This window comes from Pseudomonas tohonis (assembly GCF_012767755.2).
Taxonomy (GTDB): domain Bacteria; phylum Pseudomonadota; class Gammaproteobacteria; order Pseudomonadales; family Pseudomonadaceae; genus Metapseudomonas; species Metapseudomonas tohonis.
In genome coordinates this window covers 794,949-810,429 of record NZ_AP023189.1, presented here as the reverse complement: position 1 = coordinate 810,429, position 15,481 = coordinate 794,949, and the positions used below count along the sequence as shown (strand labels likewise).

Genomic DNA, 15,481 nt, shown 5'->3' with positions numbered 1-15,481 from the left:
GTAAGTTCTGCCCCGTTAGAATCAGGGCTCCCTCGCCCTGGAATGGATACCAATGTTCTGGCTGCTGGCGATCCTCGCCTACCTGCTCGGCTCGCTGTCCTTCGCCATCCTGCTCAGCCGGGTGTTCGGCACCGCCGACCCGCGCGAACTGGGTTCAGGCAACCCGGGCGCCACCAACATGCTGCGCGTGGCGGGCAAGAAGCTCGCGATCCTCACCCTGCTCGGCGACCTGCTCAAAGGCCTCGTGCCCGTGCTGGTCGCCTACCTGATCGGGCTCGGCATCCAGAAACAGGCCTGGATCGGCCTCGCCGCCGTGCTCGGGCATCTCTACCCGCTGTACTTCCGCTTCCGTGGCGGCAAGGGCGTCGCCACTGCCGCCGGCATGCTGCTCGGGCTCTATCCCCCGGCCGCCCTGCTGGCGGTTGCGGCCTGGGCGCTGACGTTCGCCCTCACCCGTACCAGTTCGCTCGCGGCCTTGATCGCGACACCGCTGACCCTGCCGCTGCTGGCCTGGCAGAAGCCAGGCGCATTGCTGCCGATGGCCGTGCTCTGCTGCCTGATCGTCTGGCGACACCGCGGCAATCTACGCGACCTTTTCGCCGGACGCGAACGACATTTCTGAAACTGAAGACAGCCTCAAGCTACACGCCTGAGGCTTCAGGAAACCGCACAGGGTTCAGATGGCCGGCAGGTTTTCCATCGGCCAACGAGCCTGCACGGCGATCGCAGGGCCTTCCTGCTGCCCGGCCTTCAGGCGCTGGCAACCGGCGTAGGCGATCATCGCGCCGTTGTCGGTGCAGAAGCGCGGACGCGCATAGAAGACGTTGCCCTGGAGCTCGGCCAGCATCGCCTCCAAAGCCTGGCGCAGGGCCTGGTTGGCGCTGACACCGCCGGCGATCACCAGGCGCTTCAGGCCGGTCTGCTTCAGGGCCCTGCGGCACTTGATGACGAGAGTCTCGACCACCGCCTGCTGGAACGCCAGAGCGATGTCGCAACGGGTTTGCTCACCGTCGTCCCCAGCATCGCGGCACTGCTGCCAGGTATTGAGGGCGAAAGTCTTCAGGCCGCTGAAACTGAAATCCAGGCCTGGGCGATCGGTCATCGGGCGCGGGAAGGTGAAGCGCCCCGCCACGCCGGACTCCGCCAGGCGTGCGATCTCGGGGCCACCCGGATAGCCCAGGCCGATCAGCTTGGCGGTCTTGTCGAAGGCCTCGCCGGCGGCGTCATCCACCGACTCGCCGAGCAGCGCATAGCGGCCGATGCCATCGACGCGCACCAGCTGCGTATGGCCGCCGGAAACCAGCAAGGCGACGAACGGGAATTCCGGCGGCTGCTCTTCCAGCATGGGCGCCAGCAGATGGCCCTCCATATGGTGCACGCCCAATGCGGGCACGCCCCAGGCGAACGCCAGGGCTTGCGCACAGGAGGCGCCGACCAGCAGAGCGCCGACCAGGCCGGGGCCCGAGGTGTAGGCGATGCCATCGATATCCGTCGGCTTGCAGCCTGCGCCGTCCAGCACTTCCCGCAGCAGCGGCAGCATGCGTTTGACGTGATCGCGGGATGCCAGCTCAGGCACCACACCGCCATAGACGCGGTGCAGGTCGATCTGACTGAACAGCGCATCGGCCAGCAGGCCGCGTTCGCTGTCGTAGAGGGCGACGCCGGTCTCGTCGCAAGAGGTTTCCAGACCCAGCACTAGCATTGGGATCGAGCCTTCGAGGCCTAGCCAATAAAGAAGGCGCGCATCATAATCGCCGCCCTCCGCCCCGGCCAGCGGTTTTCGACTGAAGGCTTTGCATTCCGGGGCGCGAGGCGTTAACATCCGCAACCCTTGAAAACCGACGTTCTCCCGCAACCCTAGCCAGGAGCACGTTCACCCACGGTAATTAGTGAAGGTACGACCTGGATGCCAGCCGTCAAAGTTAAAGAGAACGAACCCTTCGACGTAGCCCTGCGTCGCTTCAAGCGCTCCTGCGAAAAAGCCGGTGTACTGGCTGAAGTACGTAGCCGCGAGTTCTACGAGAAGCCCACTGCCGAGCGCAAGCGCAAAGCTGCTGCTGCAGTTAAGCGTCACGCCAAGAAAGTGCAGCGCGAACAGCGCCGCCGCGAGCGCCTGTACTGAGTTAACAGGCTTCGCCGCACGCTTTCAGCATCGCCCGGCTCCGGCCGGGCGAGTGCATTCAGGCACCGCACGCGACACTCCGCTTCGCCCTGGCGAACGCCGGAGTTTTTTGCATTTGCAGCCCCTGGTAATGCCGCTATCACCCAAGGGTGATGGAGGCCTATGCTTTGACCCTTCCCGAGTCCTGAGCACCCTATGGCCGGCCTGATCCCCCAAGGCTTCATCGACGATCTGCTGAACCGCACCGACATAGTCGAAGTGGTGAGTTCGCGCATCCAGCTGAAGAAGACCGGCAAGAACTACAGCGCCCGCTGCCCCTTCCATAACGAGAAGACGCCCTCCTTCAGCGTCAGCCCAGACAAGCAGTTCTACTACTGCTTCGGCTGCGGCGCCGGCGGCAACGCCCTCGGCTTCGTCATGGACCACGACAACCTGGACTTCCCCCAGGCCGTCGAGGAACTCGCCAAGCGCGCCGGGATGGACGTCCCACGTGAAGAAAGTGGTCGCGGCAACCGCCCGCGCCAACCCACGGACTCCCCCCTCTACGCCCTGCTCAGCGCCGCCTCGGACTACTACCGCCAGGCCCTGAAAAGCCACCCGACGCGCAAGGCGGCAGTGGACTACCTGAAGGGCCGCGGCCTGTCCGGCGAGATCGCCCGCGACTTCGGCCTGGGCTTCGCACCGCCGGGCTGGGACAACCTGCTCAAGCACCTGGCCAGCGACGCCCTGCAGCAGAAGACCATGATCGACGCCGGCCTGCTGATCGAGAACGCCGAGAGCGGCAAGCGCTACGACCGCTTCCGCGACCGGGTCATGTTCCCCATCCGCGACAACCGTGGCCGCATCATCGCCTTCGGCGGCCGGGTACTCGGTGACGACAAGCCCAAGTACCTGAACTCCCCCGAGACACCGGTCTTCCACAAGGGCCAGGAACTCTACGGCCTGTACGAGGCCCGCAAGAACAACCGCAACCTCGACGAAATCATGGTCGTCGAGGGCTACATGGACGTCATCGCCCTCGCCCAGCAAGGCCTGCGCAATGCCGTCGCCACCCTGGGCACCGCCACCAGCGAGGAACATGTCAGGCGCCTGTTCCGCCTCGTGCCCAGCATCCTGTTCTGCTTCGACGGCGACCAGGCCGGCCGCAAGGCTGCCTGGCGAGCACTCGAAGCCACCTTGCCGAGCCTGGAAGACGGGCGCCGCGCGCGCTTCCTGTTCCTTCCCGAAGGCGAGGACCCGGACAGCCTGGTGCGCGCCGAAGGCACCGACGCCTTCCGCGCCCGCATAACCCAGCACGCACAGCCCCTTGCCGACTATTTCTTCCAGCAACTGAAGGAAGAAGCCGACCCCAGCTCCCTGGAAGGCAAGGCACACCTGGTGACCCTGGCGGCACCGCTGATCGACAAGGTTCCCGGCGCCAACCTGCGTACACTCATGCGCCAGCGCCTGTCGGAAATCACCGGATTGAATGGTGAGGCGATCGGCCAACTGAGTCACGACGCACCGCCCCCCAGCAGCGAGCCGTCGCACTACCCCGACGACTACCACTACGGCGCCCCCGCCGGCTACGAAAGCTACGGCGAGCCGAGCCAGGAGCACTACTTCGAACCGCCCGCCCGGCAACAGGGTGACTGGCAGAAGGGTGAGCGCAAGAAAGGCGACTGGAAGAAAGGCGGCAAGCCCTGGGACAAGAAGGGTGGGCGCGACGATTTCAAGCGCCCGCCGCGTACCGAGATCAAGGTCGAGTCACCGACGCTGACCGCGCTGCGCACCCTTCTGCATCACCCGAACCTTGCCCAGAAGGTTGAAAATGCCAGCCATTTCGCGGCAGAAGACGACACGTACGCCCGCCTGATGGTGTCCCTGCTCGAAGCCCTGCAGAAGAACCCCAAGCTGCGCTCGCTGCAGCTCATCGCCCGCTGGCACGGCACCGAACAGGGCCGCCTGCTGCAGGCCCTGGCGGAAAAGGAATGGTTGATTTCGAGCGACAACCTTGAACAACAGTTTTTCGACACTATAACTAGGTTGTCGGCCCGCCAACGTGAGCGCAGCCTCGAACAACTGCTACGCAAAGCAAGGCAGAGCGAACTCAGCGCAGAGGAAAAAGACCAACTGCGCGACCTCCTCAGCCGCAGTCCATCTCCAGCCTCCACCAGCCCAACTGGCGCGTGAGGCACCTGGTCAGGTATAATCCTCGGCTTGTTTTTAGCCCGCCAAGACCTTAAGTGGATAGGGTGTTATGTCCGGAAAAGCGCAACAGCAGTCTCGCCTCAAAGAGTTGATCGCCCGTGGTCGTGAGCAGGGTTACCTGACTTACGCGGAGGTCAATGACCACCTGCCGGAGGATATTTCCGATCCGGAACAGGTGGAAGACATCATCCGCATGATCAACGACATGGGGATCAACGTATTCGAGAGTGCCCCGGATGCGGATGCCCTGTTGTTGGCCGAAGCCGACACCGACGAAGCTGCCGCGGAAGAAGCCGCTGCCGCTCTCGCCGCGGTCGAGACCGACATCGGCCGGACCACCGACCCGGTGCGCATGTACATGCGCGAAATGGGGACCGTGGAGCTGCTGACCCGCGAAGGCGAGATCGAAATCGCCAAGCGCATCGAGGAAGGCATCCGCGAAGTGATGAGCGCGATCGCCCACTTCCCCGGTACCGTCGACAGCATCCTTGCCGAATACCACCGTGTCACCACCGAAGGCGGTCGTCTCTCCGACGTCCTCGCCGGTTACATCGACCCTGACGACGGCAGCCTGCCGGCCGAAGAAGTCGAGCCTGTCGACCTGAAGGACGACAGCGCCGCGAAGGAAAAGGACGAGGACGAAGAAGAGGAAGGCGACGGCGACGACACCGAGGAAGAAGGTGACGGCGGCCCGGACCCGGAAGAAGCGCTGCGTCGCTTCACCGCCGTATCCGACCAGCTCGAGAAAGCCCGCAAGGCCCTGAAGAAGCACGGCCGCAGCAGCAAGCAGGCGATCGACGAGCTGCAAGGCCTGGCCGAACTCTTCATGCCCATCAAGCTGGTGCCGAAGCAGTTCGACGCCCTGGTCGACCGCGTCCGTGACGCCCTCGACCGCGTCCGCGCCCAAGAACGCGCCATCATGCAGCTCTGCGTGCGTGATGCCCGCATGCCGCGTGCCGACTTCCTGCGCCTGTTCCCGGGCAACGAAGTCGACCTGACCTGGGTCGAAGGCCTCGCCAAGGGCAAGGCCAAGTACGCCGAAGCCCTCGGCAAGCTGGTGGAAGACGTCAAGCGCAACCAGCAGAAGCTGATCGACCTCGAGAAGGAAGTCGACCTCAAGGTCGCCGAGATCAAGGACGTCAACCGCCGCATGTCCATCGGCGAAGCGAAAGCCCGCCGGGCGAAGAAAGAGATGGTCGAGGCCAACCTGCGTCTCGTGATCTCCATCGCCAAGAAGTACACCAACCGCGGCCTGCAGTTCCTCGACCTGATCCAGGAAGGCAACATCGGCCTGATGAAGGCGGTGGACAAGTTCGAATACCGCCGCGGCTACAAGTTCTCGACCTACGCCACCTGGTGGATCCGCCAGGCGATCACCCGCTCGATCGCCGACCAGGCCCGCACCATCCGTATCCCGGTGCACATGATCGAGACCATCAACAAGCTCAACCGCATCTCCCGTCAGATGCTCCAGGAAATGGGCCGCGAGCCCACCCCGGAAGAGCTTGGCGAGCGCATGGAAATGCCCGAGGACAAGATCCGCAAGGTATTGAAGATCGCCAAAGAGCCGATCTCCATGGAAACCCCGATCGGCGACGACGAGGACTCCCACCTGGGCGACTTCATCGAGGACAGCACCATGCAGTCCCCGATCGACGTGGCCACGGTAGAAAGCCTCAAGGAAGCGACCCGCGAAGTACTGGCCGGCCTCACCGCCCGTGAAGCCAAGGTCCTGCGCATGCGCTTCGGCATCGACATGAATACCGACCACACCCTCGAGGAAGTCGGCAAGCAGTTCGATGTGACCCGCGAGCGGATCCGCCAGATCGAAGCCAAGGCGCTGCGCAAGCTGCGCCACCCGTCGCGAAGCGAGCATCTGCGCTCCTTCCTCGACGAGTGATCGAACAAACCCCCGGCCAGTCCGGGGGTTTTTCTTTCTGCTACCAAAGCGCCAGCTGCCACGTCTACACTTCCGCCTATCACTTCGTGGAACGAGACCGTCATGGCGCGTCTGCCTGCCATTCTCCTGCTGTGTCTGGCGTTCTGGGCGGCCCCGTCCGGAGCGTTCACCCTCACGCAGGAAGAACAGGCATGGCTGCAGGACCACCCCGTCCTGCGCATGGGCATCGACGCCTCCTGGCCCCCCTTCGAATTCCGCGACAGCCAGGGCCGCCACCAGGGCCTCGCCGCCGACTACGTCAAGCTGATCCAGGACCGCCTGGGCGTGCGCCTAGAACCGGTGGAGCCCCGCAACTGGGGTGAAGTGCTGGAGCAGGCCCGCAATGGCCAGCTCGACCTGCTGCCCGGCGTCATGTCCACCCCCGAACGCCAGCAGTACCTCAGCTTCACCCGCCCCTACCTCGACTTCCCCATCGTCATCCTCGCCCGCGACGGCGGCCCGCAGCCCAAGTCACTCGGCGAGCTCTACGGCCTCAAGATCGCCGTGGTCGAGGACTACGCCCCCCACGAGCTGCTGCGCAGCGGCAATCCCGACCTCAACCTCCTGCCCCTGCCCAGCGTCGCCGCCAGCCTCCAGGCGCTGGCCACCGGCCAGGCCGACGCCTTCGTCGGCGACCTCGCCTCCAGCGTCTGGAGCCTGCGCCAGCTCAGGCTTGAAGGCCTCTACATCAGCGGCGAGACGCCCTACCGCTACCAGCTCGCCATGGCCACGCCGCGTGGCGACACCCCACTGATCGGCATCCTCGACAAGGTCTTCGCCGACATCAGCACCGCCCAGGTCGAAGCCATCCAGGACCGCTGGGTCGGTGGCGTCATCGACCGTCGCCCGGTCTGGACCACCCTCATCGCCTACGGCCTCCCCGCCCTGCTGCTGATCGGCCTCGCCCTGGTCTTCGTCCTGCGCATCAACCGCCGCCTCAGCGGCGAAATGTCACGCCGCGCCCTGCTCGAAGACGAACTGCGCACCAGCGAGCAGCACTACCGCGGCCTGGTCGAAAGCCTCAACGCCATCGCCTGGGAAATGCGCCTCGACGAACACCGCTTCACCTACGTCTCGCCCCACGCCGAACGCCTGCTCGGCTACCCCCTGGCGGACTGGCTCGAGCCCGGCTTCTGGCAGCGCACCCTCCACCCCGAAGACGCCCAGCGCGCCGAATACTTCTGCAACGAGGAAGTCGCCGCCGGGCGCGACCACAGCTTCGACTACCGCATGCTCGCCGCCGACGGCCGCGTCCTGTGGATCCGCGACATCGTCACCCTCGACCCCCAGGGCGACAGCCAGATCATCCGCGGCCTGATGATCGACATCACCGAAGCCAAGGACACCGAACACGCCCTGCGCCTCTCCCAGCAGAAATTCGCCTCCGTGTTCCACAACTGCCCCGACGTCATCGCCCTCGCCCGCCGCCAGGACGGCCGCCTGCTCGACGTCAACCGCACCTTCGAGCAACAGACCGGCGTCAGCGCCGCCCAGGCCATCGGCCGCACCGCCACCGAACTGGGCATCTGGGGCACCCCCGACATGGGTCCCGGCCTCCTCCAGCGCCTGCAGAGCGAAAGCCTGCACAACCTGGAAATGACCTTCCGCCGGCAGAACGGCGAAAACTTCACCGGCCTCATCTCCGCGCAACCCACCGACCTCGACGGCATCCCCGCCCTCATCGTCGTCGTGCGCGACATCACCCTCGTCAAGGAAACCCAGCAGCAACTGAAGATCTCCGAAGAGAAATTCGCCCGCGCCTTCCACGCCTCCCCCGACGGCCTGCTCATCACCCGCCTGGCCGACGGCAGGCTCATCGAAGCCAACGAAGGCTTCACCCGCATCACCGGCTACACCGCCCGCGAAGCCGCCGACCGCTCCACCCTCGAACTCGGCATCTGGGCCAACCCCGAAGACCGCCAGCAAATGGTCCGCGTCATCAGCGACCAGGGCAGCCTGCGCAACTTCACCGCCCCGGTACGCACCAAGGGTGGCAGCATCCGCCTCTGCGAACTCACCGCCCAGCCCCTCCCCATCAACGGCGAAGCCTGCGTCCTCACCATCGCCCGCGACATCACCGAGCGCCAGCACATGCAGGAAAAGCTCCTGCAGGCCGCCACCGTCTTCGAAAGCACCGCCGAAGGCGTGATGATCACCGACACCGAACAACGCATCACCGCCGTCAACCGCGCCTTCACCGAAATCACCGGCTACAGCGAAGCCGAAGCCCTCGGCCAATCACCGCGCCTGCTCGCCTCCGGCCAGCACGACAGCGCCTTCTACGCCGCCATGTGGCACCAGCTCGCCGCCGACGGCCACTGGCAGGGCGAAATCTGGAACCGCCGCAAGAACGGCGAACCCTATCCCGAGTGGCTGACCATCAGTGCCGTACGCAACCGCGACGACCAGATCACCCACTTCGTAGGCGTCTTCGCCGACATCTCCACCCTCAAGCACGCCCAGGACCGCCTCGACTACCAGGCCCACCACGACCCCCTCACCGGGCTGCCCAACCGCATCCTCTTCGAAAGCCGCCTGCAGGCCGCCCTGCTCGACGCCACCACCGACGCCCAGCAGGGCGCCGTACTGTTCATCGACCTCGACCGCTTCAAACACATCAACGACAGCCTCGGCCACCCGGTCGGCGACCTCCTGCTCAAAAGCATCGCCGCCCGCCTCAAGGACCAGCTGCGCGACATCGACACCGTCGCCCGCCTCGGCGGTGACGAATTCATCATCCTCCTGCCCGGCCTGCACAACGCCGTCGACGCCGAACACGTCGCCAACAAACTGCTCGCCTGCTTCAGCGCCCCCTTCGAGGCCGACGACCACGAATTCTTCACCAGCGCCAGCATCGGCATCAGCCTCTACCCCGAACACGGCAACGACGTCGCCACCGTCGTCAAGAACGCCGACGCCGCCATGTACCGCGCCAAATCCAAGGGCCGCAACCGCATCGAGTTCTACACCCGCGACCTCACCTTCCAGGCCAACGAACGCATGGCCCTGGAGAACGAACTGCGTCGCGCCCTCGAACGCGGCGAACTCAGCCTCTACTACCAACCCAAGCTGTGCCTGCAGAACCGCCGCCTGATCGGCGCCGAAGCCCTGATCCGCTGGCACCACCCCCTGTTCGGCGAAATCTCCCCCGAGCGCTTCATCCCCCTCGCCGAAGAGAACGGCCTCATCCTCCCCCTGGGCGACTGGGTCCTCGCCGAAGCCTGCCGGCAGATGCGCGAATGGCAGGACCGCCACGCCCCCTTCGGCCCGCTCTCCGTCAACCTCGCCGGCGCCCAGCTGCGCCAGCCGCAACTGGTCGAGCGCATCGACCGCCTGCTGCAGGACACAGGCGTCGTCCCCTGCCACCTGCAACTGGAAATCACCGAAGGCTTCATCATGAGCCAGGCCGAAGAAGCCCTCGCCGTGCTCCACGCCCTCAAGGCGCTCGGCGTGCAACTGGCCATCGACGACTTCGGCACCGGCTACTCCTCCCTCAGCTACCTCAAGCGCCTGCCGCTGGACATCATCAAGATCGACAAATCCTTCGTCCGCGGCCTGCCCGACGACCTCGAAGACGCCGCCATCGCCCGCGCCATCATCGCCCTGGGCCGCAGCATGCAACTCACCGTCATCGCCGAAGGCGTCGAAACCCACGCCCAGGAAGCCTTCCTCACCGCCGAAGGCTGCGAACAGATCCAGGGCTACGTCGTCAGCCGCCCCCTGCCCGCCGACGTTTTCGCCCGGCAATTCCTCGATCCGTGTCAACCCGTTGGCGCTCAGGAAAAGGCGCCGGTATAATCCGCCGGCCTTCTGGGGGCCTATAGCTCAGTCGGTTAGAGCAGAGGACTCATAATCCTTTGGTCCACGGTTCGAGTCCGTGTGGGCCCACCACCAAAACCCCATGAAAAAGCCGCGCATTGCGCGGCTTTTTTGCATTTCACCGGAGCTTGATCCGGGACGGGTCCCCGGGTCCAGCAGCCTGCACAGGCACCCGCTCGCTCAGCCCTCGGCCGGCCCGACCAGCTCGGCGAGCTGAGGGAAATCCAGCGTCAACGCCGCCTGCAGCACGGCATCGGCAAAGCCGATGCATTCCGGCTGCTCGGCCGCCAGGTCGTGGGCCCATTCCTCGATCAAGGTCACTTGGCCGGTTTCCACCAGGCTCGCCAGAATCGCCAGGCGTGCCGCGTCCGGCCGGGCGGCGGTGTCCGAGGCCGGCGATTCGCTACCGCTCGGGGCCAGGTCCTGCAACCCCAGGAACCTGGCCAGCAGGTCCGCCAGCTCGGCCTCGCTGATCGGCTTTCGCAGGCAGTCGGCAAAGCCCAGGTGCGGCGCAAAGCCCTCCGGCGGCAACGGCGCCGTGGCGGAAAGCAGGACCACCGGCGTGGCCGGGGAACGCTCGGCCACCCACTGCAGGACCGACCAGCCATCACCGCCGTCCATGAACTGGTCGGTGATCACCAGGGCGACATCCTCGCGCCACTTGAGGGCGGCATCCCGGCCATCGACGGCAGTCACCACCCGCAGCTGATGCCGGCTCAACTGCTCGGCCAATAGCAGACGCAGGTCCGGATCATCCTCCACCAGCAACACCACCTGATCGCCCAGGGGCCGGGGCACCGCGACGTCACCGGCAGCCGGCTCCGCCGGCAACTCCGCCAGCAGCTCGCCCACCACATGGAAGCGAAACGCACTGCCCTGGCCCGGCGTGCTGGCCACGCTCAGCTCGCCGCCCATGCAGCGCACCAGTTGCCGGGCGATGGCCAGCCCCAGGCCAACCCCGGCGCGGGAACCCTCCGCATGCTGGTTCCGCCCCCGGACGAAGGGCTCGAAGATCCTCGCCAGGTCGTCGCCGTCGATACCGCCGCCGCTGTCCTCCACCTCGAAGCACAGCCGAACCTGGCTGCCCTGCTTCTCCCCTCGGTAACGCAGGGCGATGCGGCCATCGCGGGTATGCCGGTTGGCGTTGCTGAACAGGTTGTCGAGCACCTGGCGCAAGCGGCGGCTGTCGATGGACAGGTACTCGGGCACCACGCCGTGCTCCTCCAGGGAGAAGCCGTTGCCAGCCGCCTCGGCCTGCAGCCGCGCGACCTCCACCATGTCCGCCAGCCAGGGGCGGAACGCCAGCGGCGCCGCCGTCACCTCCAACTGGCCGATCTCCGCCCGAGCCGCATCCAGCAGCTCGTCGATCAGGTGCAGCAGATGGCGCCCGCTGCCTTCGATGGCCCGCGCGCCCTCCTCCGGGCCGAGGCGCCGCGAGCCCCGCTGCAGCAACTGGGCGAAGCCGATGATGGTATTGAGCGGCGTACGCAGCTCATGGCTCATGTGCGCCAGGAAGGTGGTCTTGGCGCGATTGGCTTCGCGCTCCACCGCCAGCGCGGCGGACAACTGCTGGGTGCGATTGGTGATGGCGATGAGGATAAACGGCGCCATCACCAGCACCGCCAGTGGCCAGGCGCTCGCCAACAGCGGGCCGGTAGGGTCCAGCCCCAGGTACAGGCCCGCCTCGCGGATCACCACCGAGACACCGAACGCCCCGAAGGAAATGAGCGTCAGCCCCGCAGAGGCGTTGCCACCCCGCCAGGCCTGGTAGGAGGTGATGATCCCGGCGGCCAGCGCCACCAGCGAAGCGAGGGTCAGCACCTGTAGCCAGACGATGTAGTCGTGCAGGCTGGCCCCCAGCGCCGCCACGATCACCACCCCGATCACGCCGAGCAGCGTACGGTCCCACCCCCGCCCTCGCCGCCTGAGGTCGAGGAACGTGCGCACGAACTGGCAGTGCATGATCATGACCGCGGCGCCCAGCAGAGGCACCAGCACGATCGGGAACGGCCAGGTGCCCGGCCACAGGTACTGCTGGGCCAGCCCGCCGATGATCGCTTCGAACCCACTGATCAGCAGCATCTCCAGGCCGAAATAGAGATAGGGCATGTCGCGCAGCTGGATGAAGATCAGCAGGGACAGCAGGCCCGCCAGGACGATGCCGCCCTGGGCCATCGAACGCAGGTTCTCGAACCGCAGCTGCTTGTCGCGATAGGCCTGGGGCTCCCACAGGCGAATGCCCATGTACTGCGCCGAGCGCGACTGCACGCGCACATAGAGCGTGCGTGTCTCGCCAGGCTCGAGGGTGAGCGGGAACAGCGCCGTCGGGCCAGGCAGCGGACGCAACGCCATGGGCACCACCAGGCCGCTGGCCTGGACCTGCCAGCGGCCGTCGCCCTCCAAGGTATAGAGCCGTGCCGACTCCAGCCGGGCATGGCCGATCTCCAGCCAGCGAGTGAGGGCGGTGGTACCCGGGTTGCGGATGCTGAAGCGCAACCAGCGTGGCCGCGGATCGAAACCCTGGGACAGCGTCCGCGCGGCGACCTGGGCGAAGCGCTCAGGCGCAGCGGCGACGGCGGTGATATCCAGGCCGCCGTCCTGATCGACGCGCAGGTCGAAGCGGTCCACCACCTGGAAGGCACCATCGTCACGCAGCTCCAGCACCTCGGCCCAGGCCCCGCCGGCCATCGCCCAAAGGCCGCACAGGCACAGCACCTGCCAGAGTCGCATCAGGCGGCGGTCAGCAGGCATCGTCCGCGGCGCCTTGCTGCAGCGGTGCGCGAAGGCCGGCCTCATCCCGCAGGCGGCTGCGCAACTCGCGCGGCGAGCAACCGAAGCGCTCCCGCACGGCCTTGGAGAAACTGGCGGCATTGGTGTAGCCCAGGTGATCACCGATGTCGCCGATGGGCGTCTCGGTGCGGGCCAGCAGCCCCTGGGCCTGGCTGAGCCGCTCCTCGCGCAACCAGCCGTAGATGGGCATGCCGACGATCCTGTGGAAGGCCTCGTTGAGGCGGGTTTCATTGGTGCCGCACAGGCGCGCCAGCATTTCCGGCGAGGGCGGCTGGCGCAGGTCCCGGCGCAGATGGTCGGTGGCCACCTTCACCAGCACCGCTTCCGGGCGCGTATCGGCTGCCGGGGCCGGGGCGGGAGGGGCGGCGGCGCGCAAGCGGCGCGCGAGCTCCAGGTGAATCTGCACCCGCGCCACCACCTCCGCCTCGTCGATCAGCGGCTTGGCGATATAGTCCACAGCCCCCAGCGTCAGGCCCGTCAGGCGCTCCTGCGGCTGGTTGGCCGCCGTCAGGAAAATCACCGGGATGGCGCAGGTCTCAGGGTTGGCCTTGAGCAACCGGCAGGTCGCGAAGCCGTCGCTGCCGGGCATGTGCACATCCAGCAGGATCAGGTCGGGGCGCAGCAACTGGGCCTTGCGATAGCCGTCCTTGCCGTCGAACGCCACCACGATGTCCAGGCCCCGGGCCGACAGAAACTCCGTCAGCACGCGCAGGTCGGCCACCGAGTCGTCGATGAGCAGGATCTTCGGGTTGCTGGAAATGCGCATGCCGGTGGGGTCTGTGGGGCTGCTGGAGCGGGTATTAGAGCCCAGAACGGGCCCGTCTTCCCACGCCGTTAACGGAAAAATTGTCTGCCGGCAAAGTCTCCCCCGCTGCCGGCAAAATGCCCCCTCAGCGGCCATGGGATCATGCCTCCCGGTCAAGCGAAGCCATAGGCGAGGCAGAAGATTCATGAACCCCAAGGGATGCAGCAGAGCAGTCGCATTCGCCCTGTTTCTCGCACAGACGGCCCTGGCCGCCCAGGCCCCCGATGCCGGGCAGATCCTGGAAAACATCAAGCCCCCGCTCAGCCTGCCGCCGGCCACCGACGGCGTCCTGCCCGAGCCGGCACCGGCCCGCCCGGCCATGTCGCTGCCCAGCGACGCCAGGGTCTACGTCAGGGCGTTCCGGATCACCGGAGCCCGCGAATTCAGCGAGGCGCAACTGCTCGAACTGCTCGCCGACAGCACCGACCGCGAACTGAGCCTGGCCGACCTGCACGCCCTGGCCGACCGCATCACCCGCCATTTCCGTGACCACGGCTATCTGCTGGCCCGGGCGTACCTGCCCGCCCAGGACATCCAGGACGGGCTGCTGACCATCGCCGTTCTCGAAGGCCGCCTCGGCAAGATCGATGTGGACAACCGCTCCCTCCTCAGCGACGCCACCGCGCAGCGCCAGCTCGACGACCTGCACCCGGGGGACGCGGTGCAGGCCGCCTCCCTGGAGCGATCCCTGCTGCTGCTCAATGAACTGCCCGGTGCCGAGGTGCACTCCACCCTCAAGCCCGGCGCCTCCGTCGGCCTCACCGACCTGGACGTCTCGCTCGGGGCCGGCCCCCGCCTGGCCGGGAGCCTGGAAGCCGACAACTTCGACAACCGCTACACCGGCAGCGAGCGGCTCGGCGGCAACCTCGCCATCAACAGCCCCGCCGGCCTCGGCGACACCCTCAGCCTGCGCGGCCTGAGCTCCGGCTCGGGGATGAACTACGGCCGCCTGGCCTACCAGTTGCCGGTAGGCCCCCAGGCCACCCAGGTCGGCGTGGCGTGGTCGGAGATGCGCTACGAACTGGGCGAAGACTTCGAATCGCTGGACGCCCACGGCAAGGCCAGCATCGGCTCGGTCTACGCCCTGCAGCCCCTGCTGCGCAGCCGCCAGGCCCGGCTCGACGGCCAACTGAGCTACGAACACAAACGGCTCGAGGATCAGGTCGACGCCACCGACACCACCCTCGACAAGACCCTGGACGTCTGGAGCCTGGGCCTGAGCGGCAGCCACCAGGACGGCCTGCTCGGCGGCGGCGCCATGCAGTACGGCGCAAGCCTCGTGGCCGGCAACCTCGAACTGGACGCCGCCAGCGCCGCCCTCGACGACAGCGGGCTGGACACCCGAGGCCACTACGCCAAGCTCGCCTTCCAGTTCACCCGCCTGCAACGGCTCACCGACAGGCTCAGCCTCCAGGTCCGCGCCTCCGGCCAACGCGCCGCCAAGAACCTCGACTCCTCGGAAAAGCTCAGCCTGGGCGGTGCCTACGCCGTAAGGGCCTGCCCCCAGGGCGAGGCCTCCGCCGACGATGCCTGGCTGGCGAACCTGGAACTGCGCTACGCCCCCGCCCCCGCCTGGCAGCTCTTCGGCTTCTACGACGCAGGCGGCGGACGGATCAGCCATCGCCCCGTGGCCGGCACCGCCGACAACCGCCGCACGCTCTCCGGCGCCGGGCTGGGGGTGAACCTGGCCCTGCCCGCGTCCATCAGCCTGCAGGCCTTCGCCGCCTGGCGCACGGGCAGCGAACCGACCTCCGATGACGACCGCAGCCCGCGTCTCTGGCTGCAGACCGTCAAGTACTTCTGAATACGACACGCA

General features: G+C 66.8%; 9 protein-coding genes and 1 tRNA gene. 7 read left to right on the top strand and 3 right to left on the bottom strand.

Features of this window, described 5'->3' with window-relative positions; all coding sequences use genetic code 11:
* Nucleotides 1-52: 52 nt before the first annotated feature.
* A complete protein-coding gene (gene plsY / locus HSX14_RS03675) occupies nt 53-622 on the top strand; it encodes a glycerol-3-phosphate 1-O-acyltransferase PlsY (RefSeq protein ID WP_111262268.1) in 570 nt (189 codons plus the stop codon).
* A gap of 54 nt (nt 623-676) precedes the next feature.
* On the opposite strand, the gene tsaD is transcribed toward plsY, so the two are convergent.
* Nucleotides 677-1,702, bottom strand: coding sequence for a tRNA (adenosine(37)-N6)-threonylcarbamoyltransferase complex transferase subunit TsaD (gene tsaD / locus HSX14_RS03670; protein ID WP_173177636.1), 1,026 nt, complete (start codon nt 1,700-1,702; stop codon nt 677-679).
* A gap of 204 nt (nt 1,703-1,906) precedes the next feature.
* Between tsaD and rpsU the strand changes: the two genes are divergently transcribed.
* The 5 genes from rpsU (at nt 1,907) to HSX14_RS03645 (ending at nt 10,142) form a co-directional block, all read left to right on the top strand.
* Entirely contained in the window at nt 1,907-2,122 is a 216-nt protein-coding gene (gene rpsU / locus HSX14_RS03665; protein ID WP_003085057.1) for a 30S ribosomal protein S21, read from the top strand.
* A 195-nt stretch (nt 2,123-2,317) separates the two neighbouring features.
* A complete protein-coding gene (dnaG, locus tag HSX14_RS03660; protein ID WP_173177634.1) occupies nt 2,318-4,294 on the top strand; it encodes a DNA primase in 1,977 nt (658 codons plus the stop codon).
* 67 nt (nt 4,295-4,361) lie between these two features.
* Nucleotides 4,362-6,212, top strand: coding sequence for an RNA polymerase sigma factor RpoD (gene rpoD, locus HSX14_RS03655; protein WP_173177632.1), 1,851 nt, complete (start codon nt 4,362-4,364; stop codon nt 6,210-6,212).
* Between the two features lie 102 nt (nt 6,213-6,314).
* Complete coding sequence (locus HSX14_RS03650) at nt 6,315-10,049, top strand: EAL domain-containing protein (protein WP_173177630.1); 3,735 nt, start codon at nt 6,315-6,317, stop codon at nt 10,047-10,049.
* A gap of 16 nt (nt 10,050-10,065) precedes the next feature.
* Nucleotides 10,066-10,142: transfer RNA gene (locus tag HSX14_RS03645), tRNA-Ile, on the top strand.
* A 108-nt stretch (nt 10,143-10,250) separates the two neighbouring features.
* Here the strand turns inward: HSX14_RS03645 and HSX14_RS03640 are convergent.
* The gene (locus tag HSX14_RS03640) at nt 10,251-12,821 is read right to left on the bottom strand and encodes a hybrid sensor histidine kinase/response regulator (RefSeq protein ID WP_173177628.1); all 2,571 of its coding nucleotides are present in this window, start codon (nt 12,819-12,821) and stop codon (nt 10,251-10,253) included.
* Nucleotides 12,811-13,626 carry a response regulator transcription factor gene (locus HSX14_RS03635; protein ID WP_173177627.1) on the bottom strand — a complete coding sequence of 272 codons (816 nt, stop codon included), beginning with the start codon at nt 13,624-13,626 and terminating at the stop codon, nt 12,811-12,813. Before HSX14_RS03635 ends, HSX14_RS03640 begins: the two co-directional genes overlap by 11 nt.
* Before the next feature lie 184 nt (nt 13,627-13,810).
* Between HSX14_RS03635 and HSX14_RS03630 the strand changes: the two genes are divergently transcribed.
* Nucleotides 13,811-15,469: a ShlB/FhaC/HecB family hemolysin secretion/activation protein gene (locus tag HSX14_RS03630; protein ID WP_173177626.1), complete on the top strand. Its 1,659-nt coding sequence runs from the start codon at nt 13,811-13,813 to the stop codon at nt 15,467-15,469.
* Nucleotides 15,470-15,481: the final 12 nt, after the last annotated feature.